The sequence below is a fragment of the uncultured Negativicoccus sp. genome (genome assembly GCF_902480485.1).
GTDB classification, from domain to species: Bacteria; Bacillota; Negativicutes; order Veillonellales; family Negativicoccaceae; genus Negativicoccus; species Negativicoccus succinicivorans.
In genome coordinates this window covers 14,912-31,627 of the sequence record NZ_CABSTC010000005.1, presented here as the reverse complement: position 1 = coordinate 31,627, position 16,716 = coordinate 14,912, and the positions used below count along the sequence as shown (strand labels likewise).

Sequence of the window (16,716 nt, the reverse complement as noted above, 5' to 3'; positions counted from 1 at the left end):
AAAAGAGACCCCGCGGGGTCTCTTTTTAGTTATGCCTTTTATTTTTCTTCGTTGTCCGATGTTTCTTCCGCGTTGTCACCGCGGCCGGCACGTCCTTCTTCCGGACGCATCAGCGGGAACAGGATGACATCACGAATGGATGCGGCATCCGTCAGGAACATGATCATGCGATCAATCCCGATGCCCAAACCGCCGGTCGGCGGCAAGCCGTATTCCAAAGCGGCGACGAAGTCTTCGTCCATCTGATGGGCTTCGTCATCGCCCAATTCGAATTCGCGCATTTGCTGTTCAAAGCGACCGCGCTGATCGATCGGATCATTCAATTCGGAGTAACCGTTGGCGAGTTCGCGACCGAAAATAAATGCTTCAAAGCGGTCGGTAATCGACGGATTTTCTTTATTCTGTTTGGCGAGCGGCGAAATTTCCAGCGGGTGACCGAAAATAAAGGTCGGCTGAATCAGTTTTTCTTCCGCCACTTCTTCAAAGCAGGCGTTCAGGATCTTGCCGATACCGTCATGTTCCGTGTATTCCGCACCGAGGCGATCCGCGATCGCGCGCGCTTCTTCAATCGTTTCTACCTGATCAAAGTCTTCGCCCGAGAATTTCTTGACCGCTTCCGGCATGGTCATGCGGTTCCACGGCGGAGTGAGATCGATTTCCGTGCCCTGATAATTAATTTTCATCGTGCCGAGCACCTTCTGCGCGCAGTAGGAGACGATCTGTTCCGTCTGGTAGATGGCGTCTTCAAAGTTGCCATACGCCTGGTACGTTTCCAGCATCGTGAATTCCGGATTGTGACGGTTGTCGATACCTTCGTTACGGAAGTTACGGTTGATTTCAAAGACGCGTTCGAAACCGCCGACGACCAATCTCTTCAGGTACAATTCCGGCGAGATTCGCATGTACACATCCATGTTATGCGCGTTGTGGTGCGTGATGAACGGACGCGCGGCCGCGCCGCCGTAGATCGTCTGCATCATCGGTGTTTCGACTTCCATGAAGCCGTGATCGGTGAGCCATTCGCGAATGCAGTTGATAATCTGCGAACGCTTTTTGAAGGTGTCACGCACTTGCGGGTTCATGATCAGGTCGACGTAACGTTGACGGTAACGGATTTCCGGATCTTTCAAGCCCTGCCATTTGTTCGGCAACGGACGCAAGCCCTTCGAAAGCAAGGTCAGTTTTTCCACGCGCACGGTGATTTCACCCTTGTGCGTTTTGAATACCTTGCCGTTAATTCCGACGATATCGCCGATATCCAGCAGCTGAAACAGCTGGTATTCGAGCTCTGAAATTTCATCTTGGCGCAAGTAGACTTGAATGTCGCCGGTGAAGTCACGCAAATTCAAGAACGCCGTTTTGCCGTGATCGCGGATCGCCATAATACGACCGGCAATCGCGACTTCCTTCTCTTCCAAGTCGGCAAATTCGTCAATAATCTGCTGATTATGATGCGTCCAGTCAAATTTCTGACCGAACGGCGTTAAACCCAAATCGTAAATTTTCTGCAGCTTTTCACGGCGGATCTGCATCTGCTCCGATTCGCCTTCGTGCAGTTGTTCCAATTCGGAAACGTGTTCATTCTGTACATTAGCCTGTTCGTTTTGTGCGTTATCCATGGTATTCTCTCCTTTTAAGTCGACATAGCCGTAATGAATTTTCTTGGTGTGTTGAAAAATATTTTACCGACGAAACGTCGGTTTGGCATCTGTCGCCTTGCGCGGCAAGATCACACGACGTGCCGGCGATAACGGCTGCACGCAACGTAAGTATACCGCGTCTAATTGCCCTTCCATACCGGACCTCCCACTGGTTGCCAATTTAATTTATTAACAATCTTGTGTTTCATAAATTATAGCAAACCACTTTTCGAGTGTCAAACCTCCGCGGAGGTCTCGGAGCGCGGGAAATCGGGTCGATAGTCCTCCCGTTCTTTGAGATGGTCGAGAAATTGACGCATCACTTTCGGGATCTCCGCTCCTTTTTTGGTGTAAACGTAATGTTCGGCCCGCAGGTACTTGCTGCGCAGCGGGACCGCCGTAACGTAAGGAGCCAGCCACGGCGACACTTCCCCGCCGATGACCGCGATCCGGTTACAGCGTAGCGCCACATCGACCACGGTTGCCGTCGAGGTGCAGCGCATACCGACGGGAATTTCGACATGTTCTTCACGACAGCCGCGGAAAAATCCGTCTTCCAATTCCGTCGCCAAGCAAATCGGTTCCTTGGTCAGGGATGTCATTCGTACATGTTGCTTGTCTTTCAATAGCGGGTGATCCTTGTTCCCGATCGCGTAAATCGGTCTGGTAAACGCGCCCTCCAAAGTGTACATAAACGCCTGCGCCGGAGCAAACGGCGTAATAATGCAGTGGATCTCCCCGCGTTCCAAATGCTCGGCGAGCGCGTCGATATCATTGACGCTGATGCGCCAGCGGCGATCCGGATGCTTTTCGGAGTAGTCGACGACATATTCGCCGACAGCCATGGAAAGATCCGGCACCGTGCCGATCGCGACCGTCTCCAATTCGTTGAAAGCGACCATCTTCAGGTCGGTCCGCAGTACATCCGTCGCATTTAAAATGTGGCGCATCCGCCGATATAAAAGTTCACCGGCGGCCGTCAGTTCCAAATGACGACTGCCCTGTTTGGTTTTAATCAGCTGAACGCCGTAGTACGACTCCAGGCTTTTAATTTGCGCAGATAAGGCCGGCTGCGCGATGTTTAAACGTCGCGCCGCTTCGCTTACGGTGTAGGATTCCGCCACAGTAACAAAGTTGCGATAAAAATCCAGGTTCATCGTAATCCCCCAATGCGAGAACAAGGTGGAGTTAATCTCCACCTGTTCAAATAGCTTGTTGTCTCACGATGTAATTGTATCGAATTTATTACTTTCACACAAGACAAGCGGTATGAAGCATCCCAAGACAACCCTTATATGAAGTATCAAGTTTGACTTGTCGTCACCTTTTCTTCGGGCCGACGAATTTCAAATCGATTGGCGATAAAGCCATAAAATGTCCATCCCAAGAAAGTGACCAGACCGCCGTAGGCCAGCGCGAATTCGCCGCAAGCATACAGGGCGTAGAAGCTGTACGCGGTAGCAATGAGGTTGACCGCGTGCGTGGTAAACCGTTTTTGTTTCGACACGCCCGCTTTATGCAAAATAATCGGCAAAGCGGCCATCGAAAGCACATAGGGAACGAGGTTGGTGACGACCGCGAGATCGACGATCGCGCTGAACTGTTCCATCAGACTCGGAGAAATGGTCGCGAACGCGATGACGGTTTCGATGATGGTCATGACGATCATGCCGGCGACCGGCGCGTTGGCGCGAGTGACTTTCGAGAACACGCGCGGGAAGTAGCCGACGTCCGCCGACGACTTCAATACCTGCGCGGTCGTGAACTGCCAGCCCAAAAGCGAGCCGAGGCAGGCGAGCGTCATCAGACCCATGACGATCTTGCCGGCAATCGGACTGAACATATGCGCAAAGACAAAGCCGAACGGTGCGTTGGAAGCAGCCAACTGATCAATCGGCACTATCCCCGCCATGACGTTGGTCGAGGCAATGTAAACGATCGCTGCTCCCAGCGTGCCGCCCAACACCGCAATCGGTACGTTCTTTTCCGGATTTTCCACCGCGTCGCTGTTGGCGCAGGCGGATTCCAAACCCAAGAACGACCAGAGGGTTAGCGTAATCGACTCGCTGACGCCTTCCATGAAAGGCAGGCCGTGCGGGTTCCATGAGTTGATATAAAGCGTGGGATCAAACCAGAACCAGCCGATCAGACTGATGCCGACGACCGGAATAATCACGCCCCAAACAGTAACGGAACCGATTTTGCCGGTGATGCCGGCGCCACCGAAGTTCAGTACCGAAGTGATCCAAAGGGTCGCAATCGTTGCGAGGCCTACGCCCAACGCCGACAGCTTCATATCCATAAATTCCGTGCCGTAGCCGACCGCGGAAATCGCGATCGCGACGTTGGCGATGATCAATGAAAACGAGTATGTATAGTTGCAAAGAAAATTGCCGGCCTTGCCGAACGCGTTGTCGGCGTAGCCTCCCATGCCGCCCTGTTCTCTGCTGAACATGCTGCACTGGGCAAAACAGTAAGCCAAACACATCGACCCTACCGCCGTCACCAGCCAGGAGAGGATCGAGATCGTACCAACGGACGCCAGCTTGGCGGGCAACATGATGATGCCGGAGCCCATCATGTTAACCGCTGTAATAATAGTCAGCTGAACGACGCCCATTTTTTTTGCTGTTTGTGACATATTGATCGCATCCTTTTAGATACAATCGCCACTCGGGCGATTATTTTTCGTCGTTTTAGCGGCGCTTGCCTGCTGCCTCTTTGGTGGCCGCTTGATGATCGGTTCTTTCTTTTTTTGCCGTCGTCGTCGCGCTCGTCGCTTTCTCTTTGGAATCGGCGCGGTTCGGTTGCGCGTTTTGAATGACGCTTTCGTCTTTCAAAACATACGCTACCGCGCGCGTTTTGCCGTCGATTTCGGCGAAGTGCACGCCCTGAATTTCACCGGCAAATCCCGGTAACAGATTGATCGTATCTTCCAAGGCACGGAAATATTCGATGACGGTGTCGCCCCAGCGTTCGCCCGGATCAATCGTGATGATTCCCGGCGGGTACGGCAACGCGCCTTCCAGAGCGACGCGCCCTTTGATCTGATCGAGGGTGACTTTTTCCCAGTTGCCCGAGACGAATTCATAGTTCGCGTCTTTCGCGCTCATCGCGATTTCCGGCATGTACTCTTTGCGGAACAAGCGTTTCTGCAAGATGTTGACGTGACGCGATTTATAGAAATCGTGCATTTCCTGGCAGAGTTGACGAATGGTGTAACCTTTATAACGGGCTTCGTTTTGTTTATAAATCTTCGGCAATACTTGCGACAGCGGAAGGTCTTCGTCCAGACAAGTTTCAAACCGCACGAGGAGCGAAATGAGGTTCTGCATCTTCGTGTAGGTTTCCGCCGGCGTGAGCAGGAAGAGAATCGAGTTCAAGTCGCTCTTTTCCGGTGTCATACCGTGTTCCCGCAGGTAGTTGGAAAGCAATCCCGCAGGAATACCGAAGTCTTCATATTCCCATGTTTTTTTGTTGATGCCCGGCGTGTAGAGGAGTAACTTACACGGATCGATGACGTACTGGTTCTTGCCGTACGCTTCAAAGCCGTGCCAGCTGTCTTTCGGGTTCATGCGGAAGAAGCGGACATCGTTGGCGATGATATTGGTGTCGTAATCTTCCCACGCTTTACCGTCGATTGTTTCCGGAATAAACGGTTTGAAATAATGACAGTTTTTGATGATTTCTTTGCGGATATCAACGCCGAGTTTAACGGTATCGGCCCACAGTTTGCGGCCCGCTTCACCTTCGTGAATTTTCGCGTTGACGTCCAGCGAGGCGAAAATCGCGTAGAACGGCGAGGTCGACGCGTGCAACATGAACGCGTTATTGAAGCAGTCATCGTTGCAGTACCGCGGCTGATCTTTAATGTGACTGTCTTTTTTATGAATTTGGGAAGCCTGCGAGAAGCCGGCGAGCTGTTTGTGAACCGACTGCGTAACCATGACGCCCGGATCATCCGGTCCGAGTTCCAAAAGTAGCGGACTGCAGTCGCGCAGCATCGGAATGAATTGTTCATAGCCGACCCAAGCGGAGTCGAAAAGAATGTAGTCGCACAGGTGACCGATACGGTCGATGACCTGACGCGCGTTATAAATCGTGCCGTCATAGGTACCGAGCTGGATCAGCGCCAAACGGAACGGACGCTTCGCTTTAGCTTTTTCCGGATCGACTTTGACGATTTCCGCGCGCAGATAGTCTTCTTCAAAGCAATGTTCATCCACGCCGCCGATAAAACCGAACGGGTTTCGTCCGGTTTCCAAATAAACCGGTTTCGCGCCGACCTGTACCAACGCGCCGTGGTGCACGGATTTGTGGTTGTTGCGGTCGAACAGTACGACGTCGCCCGGGTGTAAGAGCGCGTTGATGACGACTTTATTGGCCGTCGACGTACCGTTCATGACGAAGTAGGTCGAGTCGGCGTTAAACACTTTCGCTGCGTGTTTTTCCGCTTCTGCCGGCGCCCCTTCGTGAATCAGAAGGTCGCCCATGCGTACGTCGGACGAGCTCATATCGGAGCGGAACAGATTTTCACCGAACCAGTCGTAAAGCGCACGTCCGGCCGGATGTTTACGGAAGAACTGACCGCCATGGTGGCCCGGCGTCGCCAGCGTCATGTTACCGGTTCCCACATATTCGGTCATTTCACGGAAGAACGGGGGTAAAATTCCTTTTTCATAATCTTTGGCCGCCTGTTCGATCTGACGTCCGAACAGGTCGCGATCAAATTCGTTGACGTCCATGACGTGAACGCCGGCCGCCAGGAGATCCAGCGGAATTTGAGTGCCCCGACGCGTGCGGATAACGAACATCGGAATATTCAGCGCCGAATCGATGAATTGTTGCAGGCAATTCGTTTCATCTTCCGTGACGATCACGACCGCCGCCGAAGTTAAATCCACCTCGAAATTATCGATGACATCTTCTAAAAAAAGAACTTCACGATCGGAAAGCAAGTCAAAGCATTCGTATGCAGCCTTGCTGCAGATGACGTTTAACAGTTCCATGAGACAATCCTCCTGTACATTTTTTTACCATGGCATCGACTGCGCGCTTAATCAATGCCTGTTGTCCTCACTATCAGTATAGGCGGGTCGGCGCGTTTTGAATAATACAGCAAAGCTATAAGTCAAGCTTTCACTTATAAAAAAAGAAGCCCCGAGCGTGAATCCTCAAGGCTTCTTTATGCGCAAATTTTTCGCAATTTTTAATGTTTGTTAACCGATATTTTTCAAAGATCATAATTTTTTTACATAAAAAGAAGAGAAAAATTACATTTTTTTGTATTTTCCTCTTCTTTCGAGTCTCTTATGGAAAGGTCTTACGCTTTCTTTTTGCCGGCAGTATTGACTACTTTAACGATCTCGTATTCCAGTACCTGCTCCGGCGCCTGCACCGTTACTTTATCTTTGGCTTTCTTACCGATCAATGCTTTGCCTACGGGGGATTCGTTGGAGATTTTATCTTCAAACGGATCCGCTTCCGCGGAACCAACGATCGTATATTCAAGCGTTTCCCCGTTTTGGTCTTTGATGGTGACGACCGAACCGAGCGATACTTTCTTTCCTTTCGGATTGGCGATAATCACCGCGTTGCGAATGCGTTCTTCCAGTTCGGCGATCCGGCCTTCGACAAACGCCTGCTGATTTTTGGCGTCTTCATATTCCGAATTTTCACTTAAATCCCCGAGCGCGATGGCTTCCTTCAAGCGTTCCGCCACTTCCAAACGGGTCTTTGATTTTAATTGAGCAAGCTCCTCTTTCATTTCTTCCAAGAAAGCGGCGCTGACTTCCATTCCCTGCGTCATATCGTTCCAAGCTCCTAACTTACATAAATAAATACCATATAGGCAAAACAATATTATTTGAATTATATCACAGTACGCGAACTGAGTCCACGCACATTTGTATACTACACCGTGACAAAAGAAAGCGCTTTCATCAGGAGTTCATCCCAGCGCGCGAGCGTTTCCGCCCGCATCAATTCGCGTCGTAAAGCGGCGGAGTTGCGCAGGCCGCGCAGGTAGCCGATCGCGTGCGTGCGCATTTGCCGAACGGCGACCGCTTCCCCTTTTTCGTCGGCGAGCATATGCAAGTGCCGTCGGCACATGGTCAAGCGTTCCGCCTCCGTCGGCGGCGCGACGACTTTACCGCTCGCGAGATAGGTCGTGACTTCATGAAAAATAAAGGGATTGCCCATGGCGGCGCGACCGATGGCGACGCCGGCCGCGTTGGTTTCCGCAAGCAGTCGGGCCGCGCTCGGTCCGTCCACCACATCGCCGTTTCCCCAAATGGGAATCTCGACCGCGGCGACGACTTCAGCGATCGCCCGCCAATCCGCTTGACCGCTGTAACCCTGCTCGCGCGTGCGCCCGTGCACGGTGAGCGCGTCGGCGCCGGCGGCGGCCAGCGCGCGCGCCACCGTCACGGCGTTGCGGGAAGCATCATCCCAGCCGAGACGAATTTTCGCCGTGACCGGCACATCCACCGCGTCCGCCATCGCGGCGATGCAGGCGGCCGCTTGCGGCACGTTACGCAAAAGCGCCGAACCGTCGCCGTTTTTGACGACTTTCGCGACGGGACAGCCCATGTTGAGATCAATGATATCCGCGCCCGCTTGCGCGACGATTTGCGCCGCTTGCGCCAATTCTTCCGGAACGTGTCCGAAGAGCTGCACCGCGACCGGATGCTCATCTTCCGCCAGCGCCAACATGCGCAGTGTTTTTTCATTGTGATATAAAAGCCCTTTGGCGCTGATCATTTCCGTACAAACGAAACCGACGCCCTGCGCCGTCGCAAGTCGTCGGTACGTCTGATCGCAAATGCCCGCCATCGGCGCGAGCGCCACGCAGTTGCGCAACGTCACGCCGCCGATAGCGGGAATATTATTTATTACGTTCATATAAGAGTAAAAGTCCTTCCAAAGTCAACATTGGCGCGACATAGTCGATCGTCTGCGATTCGCCCGCGATCAACGACGCCAAACCGCCGGTGGCTACGACCGCCGCGTCATCGCCCAGTTCCTGCTTCATGCGATTGACGATGCCGTCCACCTGACCGACATAACCGTAGAAAACGCCGGCCTGCATACTGGCAATCGTATTTTTGCAAATGACGCTTTCCGTTTTCTTGAGTTCGATACGCGGCAACTTCGCGGCGCGCTGGAACAGCGCTTCCATCGAAATGCCGACGCCGGGGGCAATCGCGCCGCCCAAGTAATCGCCTTTTCCCGAAATGGCGCAATAGGTCGTCGCCGTACCGAAATCAATGACAACCAGCGGTCCGCCAAAACGTTCGTAGGCGGCCACGGCGTTGACGATACGGTCCGCGCCGACTTCTCGCGGATTTTCATATTTGATATTCATGCCGGTTTTCGTGCCCGGACCGACAAATGTCGCTTGCACGTTAAAGTAACGCAGCGCCATTCGCTCCAACGTCGGATTGACCGGAGGCACAACGGACGATACCATAATCGCTTCCACATCCCTCATTTTGACCTTGTTGTAGTGGAATAAGTTGCCGATTAATACGCCGTATTCATCGGTCGTCCGCAAACGATCCGTAGAAATCCGCCACGAATCCTTGAGCTCGTGACCTTCAAATACGCCGAGTACGATATTCGTATTGCCGACGTCCATGACAAGTAGCATAGGCTTCTCCTTTACAGCGTCGCTTCATCTTTGTAGCGAATCGAAACTTCGCCCGCCAGTACGCGTTCGACACCATGATCCGTTTCCACCAGGAGGCAACCGTCGGAATCAATATCGATCGCTTTACCGCTGTAGGTGTAACCCGGTGTAATGACATTGATATCCCGACCGAGCGTCACCGAATATTTGCGCCATTCATCGAGAATGTTAGCGAAACCGTTATGTTCTACTTCCGTATACAGTGTTTCGAGCTCCATCAAAATCAAATTGAGCAATTCTTTGCGCGGAATACGTACGCCTTCCAGCAAAAACGAGGTCGCTTTATCCCGCAGGTCTTCCGGCAAATCGACACGGGCGACATCGGTATTGATCCCCATCCCCATGACAATGTAATTGATCTCTTCCATCGTCGCGTCCATTTCCGTCAGGATGCCGACGATTTTACGACGGTTCACCAACAAATCATTCGGCCATTTGATCCCCGCTTCGGTAAGACCCGCCTGATGGAACGCGCGCACCAGCGCGACGGCGGCCAGCAGCGTGCACTTCGACGCTTCGAGCGGCGAAAAATGCGGCCGTAAAATCAGCGAGAACCAAATCCCCTTCGCATAAGGGGAAAACCAGGCGCGCTGCAGACGACCGCGACCGCCGGTCTGCTCTTCGGCGACCACAATCGTTCCTTCCGGCGCGCCGCGCCGCGCTTCTTCCTTGGCGATGGCATTCGTGGAGGGCGCGGTCTCGCGATAAATAATATTGTGCCCGAATGATTCGGTGGAAAGTACACTGTTAATTTCAAGTTCCGTCAAAAGGTTGGGTGCATGCAGCAGCCGATACCCCTTGCGCGTACTCGACTCAAATACGTAACCGCGTTCTTTAAGAACCTTGATATGCTTCCAAATGGCCGTTCGCGAAACGTGCAGATCATCGGAAATTTGCTGCCCGGAAACGTACTCGCCGTGAGCGTTTCGAAAGTAATCCAAAATCTTATTGCGCATGCTTTGTCACTCCTTTTTTAGGTAGTAAATGTATTCTTATTATAAAAACAGGTTTACAATTTGTCAAGTTATCCGCGCGCTTCCGTTAACATACAAAAAAACGACCGCATCCTAAGATGCAGTCGTTTTTTGTATGTTCAATCCTCGCGATGCCAGCGATCTTTCGGCGGCACATCACCGCTTGGTGAAGGCGGTGTTTCCGGCCCCTGCTTCGGAAGAACCGGCGGCACCGGCGGCGGTTGACGCCACGGCTGTTCGGCCGTCGGATCCGGAAGCGGCGGTGCTTCCACCGTGGTTCCGTCATCGAGGTCCTCCGCCTGCTCGGCTCCCGGCGGCGGCGTGATCGATTTGTATTTAAAGAGATTGGCGACCTGCTTGGAGTCGATCGTTTCGAATTCCAAAAGCGCCTGCGCCATCGCTTCCAATACATCCCGATTTTCAAGCAACAGCTTTTTCGTTTCCGCGTAGGCTTCTTCCGCGTATTTACGCATTTCTTCGTCAATCGCGGTGGCAATGTCTTCGCCGTAGTTGCGCTCGGAGCCGAGTTGCTTGCCGAGGAAAATCTGTTCCTGATGTTCCCCGAACGTGATCGGTCCCAAGCGCGTGCTCATGCCCCAGCGCATAATCATATTGCGCAAAATCTGAGTGACGCGTTCCAAATCGTTGGAGGCGCCGGAAGAGATCTCGTTGAATGTGATTTCTTCCGCTACGCGACCGCCCATCAAAACGCGAATTTCGGACAAGAGTTGCGATTTGGTAATGTACGCGCGTTCTTCCTGCGGCAGCGTCATGGTATAGCCGCCCGCCTGGCCGCGCGGTACGATCGTCACTTTGTGAACTTTATCCGCTTCCGGCATCAGTTCGGCGATAATCGCGTGCCCCGATTCGTGGTAGGCGGTGATTTTGCGTTCGCGTTCACTCACGACATGGCTGCGACGTTCCGGACCGTAGGCGACTTTTTCACTCGCTTCTTCGAGTTCCGCCATGCCGATCGTCTTCTTGTTTTGCCGCGCCGCCAACAGCGCCGCTTCGTTTAAGAGGTTGGCCAGGTCCGCGCCGGTAAAGCCCGGCGTTTTCTTGGCGATAATCTTAAGGTCGATATCGCCTTCCAAAGGTTTATTTTTCGCGTGGACTTTCAGGATCGCTTCCCGGCCGCGCAAATCCGGACGGCTGACTACGACCTGACGGTCAAAACGCCCCGGACGCAAGAGCGCCGGATCCAAAATATCCGGGCGGTTCGTCGCCGCGAGCGTAATAATGCCTTCGTTCGCGCCGAAGCCATCCATCTCGACCAAGAGCTGGTTCAGCGTTTGTTCACGTTCATCATGACCGCCGCCGAGGCCGGAGCCGCGCTGGCGACCGACCGCATCGATTTCATCAATAAAGACGATGCAGGGCGCGTTCTTCTTCGCCTGGACAAACAGATCGCGGACGCGGGACGCGCCGACACCGACAAACATTTCGACGAAGTCCGAGCCGCTGATACTGAAAAACGGCACATTCGCTTCGCCGGCAACGGCTTTCGCCAGGAGCGTTTTACCGGTACCGGGCGGACCGAAGAGCAAGATGCCTTTCGGGATCCGCGCGCCGATGGCGTTATATTTACCCGGATGTTTCAGGAAATCAACGACTTCCGTCAATTCCTGTTTGGCTTCTTCTTCGCCGGCGACATCGGCAAAGGTAACATGCACTTTGCCTTCTTCATGCATTTTCGCGCGCGATTTACCGAAGTTCATCACGCGACCGCCGCCGCCCTGCGTTTGATTCATGATAAAGAACCAGACGCCGATCAAAAGCAAAATCGGCAACAGCGAAGTCAACATACTCAGCCACCAGGACGGTTGTTCCGGCGGCTTGGCCTGAATAGTCACGTTATTGGCGCGTAAAATCGGCAACAACTGCGCATCATTATCCGGTGCGTAGGTGGTAAATTCCGTGCCGTTTTTAAGCTTGCCGCTAATGGAATTATTGGTCAGCGTGACATATTCCACATTTTTCTGTTCGACTTGCGTCAAGAAATTCGAATAGGTAAGATCCGACTTCTTTTCCTGCGGTTCCACAAAGTTGGTGAACATCGATACCGCAATAATAATCAGCAAAACGTACAAGCTGACGTTTTTAATAAATCGATTCAAATGACTTCCCCTTTCCCATGGGTCAATTCCCAACAGAATGTCATTTCATTTTATCATGCTGAGAATTTTTTTACAATTATGATTCATAGCACTCCGGGTGGAGTACACCCACGAAAGGAAGATTGCGATAATTTTCCGCGAAGTCAATGCCATAGCCGACGACGAATTCATTCGGCACGTCAAAACCGATGTAACGTACGTCGACCTGTTTTTCACGGCGCGACGGCTTATTCAAAAGAGTGACAAATTCGACGGAGTTGGCGCCGCGCACTTGCAGGATCTCATTCAGATAGTACAGCGTCGTGCCCGAGTCGATCATATCTTCCACCACCAGCACGTCGCGGCCGTTAATATCCGTGCTCAAGTCTTTACGGATCTGAATATGCCCCTGCGACTGCGTGCTGTTGCTGTAGCTCGAAACCACCATAAAATCAATTTGCACGTCCAAATCGATTTGGCGCATCAAATCGGCCATGAACACCGCGGAACCTTTCAAAATGCCGACTAAAAGCAATTTTTTGCCGCGGTAGTCGTTGGTAATCTCCTGTCCCAACACTGCGACACGATCACGGATCTCTTCTTCAGTCACCAGTATTTTGGCGATATTCGGATGCATTATTTGTCCTCCTCTGCACATCAATCGCCAGCCGTTCCGGCCGGTCATTGACCGTTGCAACACCTGAAAAATCATGTAATGTAAAATAATCAAAGGCCGCGTATACGTGCCTGTCATCGGCGAGCAATACGACGCTGTCACGACAACGGCGCGGCACTTTACTGTCAATAAAATAATCGCTCAATTTTTTCGTGCCGAAAGGAAACGGGATCCGATCGCCGGCGCGCCGGTAACGCAGCGTCAAGGGACCGGTCAGAACGCGCGCCGGAATGACCCATGGCGCCGTTTCACTTGCCGCAAGCGTTCGGATCCGCACCCGCACGTCCCCAAGCGTCAGCGGATCGTGCGCCGTCCGCGTCACCGCTGCTGCTTCCGCAACGGCTGCCGCTTGCGGTGCGAGCCACGCATCGGTCGCGGTCAGCACCGCCGTCAAACCGTATAAGGTCTGTTCGGTGCCGGTTTCTCCCGTCGCGAACCAGGCGACAAGACGTTCGGTATGCGCGAACGAAAGCGTTGTGCCGCTTTCTTCTCGCCACAACTTGCGAACGACGCGCCGTTGCAATGCGGTCGGTAGGTTGTTGAACGCGTCGCGGGAAACAACAATAGTCTCCGCTTCACGATGCGTGATTCGCGTGAGAACATCGGCAATGACATGGTCCAAATATTCATCATCCGCGGCGGCCGTGGTCGCGAGCTGTACCAAGTGCTCGCGGATGCGCGGATTATATTGCGCAAGATACGGCAGCACTTCATGGCGCAACGCATTTCGCAAATAGGTCGTATCCGTATTCGTCTCATCCAGACAGGGCGTGTACGGAAAATGCGTCAAATAGGTTTCGATTTCCGCCCGTGTGACGCCGAGAAACGGGCGCACGATACTGCCGTTTCGCGCCCGCATGCCGCCAAGCCCCGTCAGACCCGTACCGCGCAATACATGATGAAGCACGGTTTCCGCTTGGTCATCGGCATGATGCGCCACGGCAAGCAGGGTATATCCCTCTTGCTCGCGCAACTTTCCAAGCGCTCGGTAACGCAATGCCCGCGCCGCGGTTTCGACCGATTCTCCAGTCGTTTGCACCGCCCGCGGCACATCGGCGTCCAACCGGTAGAAGGGCCATTTCAAGTCTTGCGCCAAGGCGCGCACGAATTCGACTTCCGCATCCGCCGCCGCGCGTAAATGGTGATGGACATACGCGAGCCCCGCGGTGATGTGAAACTCTTTTTGCACCGCCGCCAGGTAGAGCGCGAGGGCCAGTGAATCCGGTCCGCCGCTACAACCGATCAAGATGCTGTCGCCCGGCGCAAACAACGTCTCGCCCCGCACGAAAGCATTCACTTTCGCGACAAAATTCGTCACAAGAGATAAGCCTCCCTATAGACTCCTTCCAGTAAATCCTGATCGCTTACGGTAATTTCCGGCAACGCAAAATATTCCAGTAAACTTTCCGCGACGACCGCGCCCGCTACGATAATATCCGCCCGCTCGCGCGCCAACCCGGGCAGCTTCGTTCGCTCTTCATACGACATGCCCGTCAGACGTTCACGTAGCGCGTGCAGATCCTCATACGCGAGCACGTAGCCCTGCACTTTTTCGGCATCATAAGGTTCGAGTTCCAACAGCATCGAGACGATACTCGTCATGGTACCGCCGACCCCGATCCAGCTTTTCACCCCTTGCACTTCGGTCGTTGCTTCTTTCAATACGGCAAAGCAATGTTTTTTCAATTCGGCGATGCCGCGCGTCGTCATCATATCAAAATCGCGTGTACCGCGCACCGCTCCCAGGGGCATGCTCACCGCCGCGCCGAGATCGCCGCCGAAACCGACACCGATTTCCGTGCTGCCGCCGCCGATATCGACGACCGCCGTCACCAGACTGTTTGTCTTGACCGCGCCGAGATAGCCGTAACGCGCTTCGTCGACGCCGCTGATAATACGTACCGGCGCGCCGACGAGCTGAGCCACTTGCCGCGCGAACACTTCGCCGTCGCTCGCCTCACGCAGCGCATTCGTGCCGACAATTCTCCACCGTTCGACGCCCGCTTCGCGCGCTTCGTCGACAAGTTCTTGAATCCCCGTGAGAGTACGATTTTTCGCCGCCTCATTGAGTGGTTCGCCCGCTGCCAAGCCGTCGCCGAGCCGTGTCGCTCGAATATCTTTGCGCAATGTGGTCGTCTCATCTGCCACTGTTTCCGCGACCAGTAAACGTACCGAATTCGTACCGATATCCAGTACCGCCTGTTTCATAGTTGCCTCCTATAAAAAAAGCACCCTTTGCAGGATGCCCGGTCATTAACCGTTAATCGGACCGTCGCGCGCCGCGTCCGCCGCGCTTGGATTCGGTGTTACGTTTCAAATCACTCAGGCGTTCGTCGCTGTCTTTCAGAAAGCGGCTGAGTTTATCTTCAAACGAACTCGGCCCATGGGAACGACGGTTGCCGCCTCGCTTCGCGGCGGGCGATCGCCGATCGGTATAGGGCGCTTTACCGGCGTCATTATAACGCGGTGCCGGCGCACTTGCTGCCTGCGGTCGCGGCTGAGCCTGCTTCATCGAAAGAGCGATTTTGCCGTTGTCGTCCATCGAAACGACTTTGACTTTGACTTTCTGGTCTACCGCTAAATACTCATTGATGTCGCTGACGTATTCATGCGCCACCTCTGAAATATGCACCAATCCTACTTTTTTGTCCGGCAGTTCGACAAATGCCCCGAACTTCGCCAAGCCCGTGACGACTCCTTCGACTATGCTTCCGACTGTTACGCTCATGCGCTGATAATATCCTCCTTAGGTAACAACTGAATAAGTATCTTCATTATACGAAATAATCCGATCGCATGCAATGTTAACGGATATAGGGAACTTCGTTGGGTTTTACCAGACCCAGTTGCTCCCGCGCCGCCTGCTCCACGGCTTTCGGATCGTTATATTTTGCTTTTTCCGCCTCCAGCTCGCGCTGTTCGGCTTCCAACTGCTGCTGCTGTTGTTCGACACGAATCATTTCCTGATGCAACTCGTAGTATTCCCAGGCCTTGATGCCGAGAAAAACGACAACGAAAACAATGATCATGCCGAGTCCCCAATGTTTTATGTTTTTCGACCATAGCGACGGCTTACGGCGCCTCACCGGCGGCTGCTTTGAAAGCGGCACTTGGGCGGGATTTGTCTGCAGCGGTTTCTGTGGGCTGTGTTTGGTCATTGCGATTCCCTTTCTGTACGCGTTCATTGTATCATATTCAACCGCATTTAGCGCAATAAAAAAACGTCCCCGCAGGGACGTTTTTTTTGCAGGTCGATTATTTCAATTCGACTTTCGCGCCAGCTTCTTCGAGTTGTGCTTTCAAAGCTTCCGCGTCTTCTTTGGAAACGCCTTCTTTGACGTTGCCCGGAGCACCGTCAACGAGAGCTTTCGCTTCTTTCAGGCCCAAGCCGGTCGCTTCACGAACGACTTTAATAACTTTCAGTTTGGACGCGCCGACTTCAGCGAGTACAACGTTGAATTCGGATTTTTCTTCCGCCGCTGCGCCAGCTGCCGCCGGACCAGCTGCTGCTACCGCTACCGGAGCTGCTGCCGAAACACCGAATTTTTCTTCCATAGCTTTTACGAGATCGGCGAGTTCGAGAACCGACATCTCTTCAATGGCTTGCATAAGTTCTTCTTTAGTCATTATAGTTCCTCCT

General features: G+C 53.3%; 15 protein-coding genes. All 15 read right to left on the bottom strand.

Annotated features, from left to right (window positions below; translation table 11 throughout):
• Positions 1–38: 38 nt before the first annotated feature.
• A complete protein-coding gene (gene lysS, locus RDN69_RS00900; protein WP_374042369.1) occupies positions 39–1,532 on the bottom strand; it encodes a lysine--tRNA ligase in 1,494 nt (497 codons plus the stop codon).
• 344 nt (positions 1,533–1,876) lie between these two features.
• The gene (locus RDN69_RS00895; protein WP_288218114.1) at positions 1,877–2,797 is read right to left on the bottom strand and encodes a LysR family transcriptional regulator; all 921 of its coding nucleotides are present in this window, start codon (positions 2,795–2,797) and stop codon (positions 1,877–1,879) included.
• 146 nt (positions 2,798–2,943) lie between these two features.
• Positions 2,944–4,281, bottom strand: coding sequence for a putrescine-ornithine antiporter (gene potE, locus RDN69_RS00890; RefSeq protein WP_024048472.1), 1,338 nt, complete (start codon positions 4,279–4,281; stop codon positions 2,944–2,946).
• Between the two features lie 55 nt (positions 4,282–4,336).
• The gene (gene speC, locus RDN69_RS00885) at positions 4,337–6,649 is read right to left on the bottom strand and encodes an ornithine decarboxylase (RefSeq protein WP_288218113.1); all 2,313 of its coding nucleotides are present in this window, start codon (positions 6,647–6,649) and stop codon (positions 4,337–4,339) included.
• Positions 6,650–6,963: 314 nt separating this feature from the next.
• On the bottom strand, positions 6,964–7,449 hold the full coding sequence (gene greA, locus RDN69_RS00880) for a transcription elongation factor GreA (protein ID WP_024047988.1): 486 nt from the start codon (positions 7,447–7,449) through the stop codon (positions 6,964–6,966).
• Positions 7,450–7,553: 104 nt separating this feature from the next.
• Positions 7,554–8,543: a tRNA dihydrouridine synthase DusB gene (gene dusB / locus RDN69_RS00875; protein ID WP_288218112.1), complete on the bottom strand. Its 990-nt coding sequence runs from the start codon at positions 8,541–8,543 to the stop codon at positions 7,554–7,556.
• The gene (locus tag RDN69_RS00870) at positions 8,527–9,291 is read right to left on the bottom strand and encodes a type III pantothenate kinase (protein ID WP_288218111.1); all 765 of its coding nucleotides are present in this window, start codon (positions 9,289–9,291) and stop codon (positions 8,527–8,529) included. Before RDN69_RS00870 ends, dusB begins: the two co-directional genes overlap by 17 nt.
• A gap of 11 nt (positions 9,292–9,302) precedes the next feature.
• Positions 9,303–10,286: a biotin--[acetyl-CoA-carboxylase] ligase gene (locus RDN69_RS00865; protein WP_288218110.1), complete on the bottom strand. Its 984-nt coding sequence runs from the start codon at positions 10,284–10,286 to the stop codon at positions 9,303–9,305.
• A gap of 137 nt (positions 10,287–10,423) precedes the next feature.
• The gene (gene ftsH, locus RDN69_RS00860) at positions 10,424–12,421 is read right to left on the bottom strand and encodes an ATP-dependent zinc metalloprotease FtsH (RefSeq protein WP_288218109.1); all 1,998 of its coding nucleotides are present in this window, start codon (positions 12,419–12,421) and stop codon (positions 10,424–10,426) included.
• Between the two features lie 76 nt (positions 12,422–12,497).
• A complete protein-coding gene (hpt, locus tag RDN69_RS00855; RefSeq protein WP_288218108.1) occupies positions 12,498–13,037 on the bottom strand; it encodes a hypoxanthine phosphoribosyltransferase in 540 nt (179 codons plus the stop codon).
• Entirely contained in the window at positions 13,003–14,394 is a 1,392-nt protein-coding gene (tilS, locus tag RDN69_RS00850; protein ID WP_288218107.1) for a tRNA lysidine(34) synthetase TilS, read from the bottom strand. The genes hpt and tilS overlap by 35 nt, the downstream gene beginning before the upstream one ends.
• Complete coding sequence (locus tag RDN69_RS00845) at positions 14,391–15,284, bottom strand: Ppx/GppA phosphatase family protein (protein ID WP_288218106.1); 894 nt, start codon at positions 15,282–15,284, stop codon at positions 14,391–14,393. The genes tilS and RDN69_RS00845 overlap by 4 nt, the downstream gene beginning before the upstream one ends.
• Before the next feature lie 52 nt (positions 15,285–15,336).
• Positions 15,337–15,804: a S1 domain-containing RNA-binding protein gene (locus RDN69_RS00840; RefSeq protein WP_159823107.1), complete on the bottom strand. Its 468-nt coding sequence runs from the start codon at positions 15,802–15,804 to the stop codon at positions 15,337–15,339.
• A 76-nt stretch (positions 15,805–15,880) separates the two neighbouring features.
• Complete coding sequence (locus RDN69_RS00835; protein WP_273259504.1) at positions 15,881–16,234, bottom strand: septum formation initiator family protein; 354 nt, start codon at positions 16,232–16,234, stop codon at positions 15,881–15,883.
• A gap of 97 nt (positions 16,235–16,331) precedes the next feature.
• On the bottom strand, positions 16,332–16,703 hold the full coding sequence (gene rplL / locus RDN69_RS00830; protein ID WP_034437400.1) for a 50S ribosomal protein L7/L12: 372 nt from the start codon (positions 16,701–16,703) through the stop codon (positions 16,332–16,334).
• Positions 16,704–16,716 lie beyond the last annotated feature (13 nt).

Excerpts from the sequence above, each read along its gene's own strand:
- lysS (WP_374042369.1), bottom strand. The coding sequence starts at position 1,532 with ATGCAGATCCGCCGTGAAAAGCTGCAGAAAATTTACGATTTGGGTTTA.
- RDN69_RS00895 (WP_288218114.1), bottom strand. The coding sequence starts at position 2,797 with ATGAACCTGGATTTTTATCGCAACTTTGTTACTGTGGCGGAATCCTAC.
- potE (WP_024048472.1), bottom strand. The coding sequence starts at position 4,281 with ATGTCACAAACAGCAAAAAAAATGGGCGTCGTTCAGCTGACTATTATT.
- speC (WP_288218113.1), bottom strand. The coding sequence starts at position 6,649 with ATGGAACTGTTAAACGTCATCTGCAGCAAGGCTGCATACGAATGCTTT.
- greA (WP_024047988.1), bottom strand. The coding sequence starts at position 7,449 with ATGACGCAGGGAATGGAAGTCAGCGCCGCTTTCTTGGAAGAAATGAAA.
- dusB (WP_288218112.1), bottom strand. The coding sequence starts at position 8,543 with ATGAACGTAATAAATAATATTCCCGCTATCGGCGGCGTGACGTTGCGC.
- RDN69_RS00870 (WP_288218111.1), bottom strand. The coding sequence starts at position 9,291 with ATGCTACTTGTCATGGACGTCGGCAATACGAATATCGTACTCGGCGTA.
- RDN69_RS00865 (WP_288218110.1), bottom strand. The coding sequence starts at position 10,286 with ATGCGCAATAAGATTTTGGATTACTTTCGAAACGCTCACGGCGAGTAC.
- hpt (WP_288218108.1), bottom strand. The coding sequence starts at position 13,037 with ATGCATCCGAATATCGCCAAAATACTGGTGACTGAAGAAGAGATCCGT.
- RDN69_RS00845 (WP_288218106.1), bottom strand. The coding sequence starts at position 15,284 with ATGAAACAGGCGGTACTGGATATCGGTACGAATTCGGTACGTTTACTG.
- RDN69_RS00840 (WP_159823107.1), bottom strand. The coding sequence starts at position 15,804 with ATGAGCGTAACAGTCGGAAGCATAGTCGAAGGAGTCGTCACGGGCTTG.
- RDN69_RS00835 (WP_273259504.1), bottom strand. The coding sequence starts at position 16,234 with ATGACCAAACACAGCCCACAGAAACCGCTGCAGACAAATCCCGCCCAA.
- rplL (WP_034437400.1), bottom strand. The coding sequence starts at position 16,703 with ATGACTAAAGAAGAACTTATGCAAGCCATTGAAGAGATGTCGGTTCTC.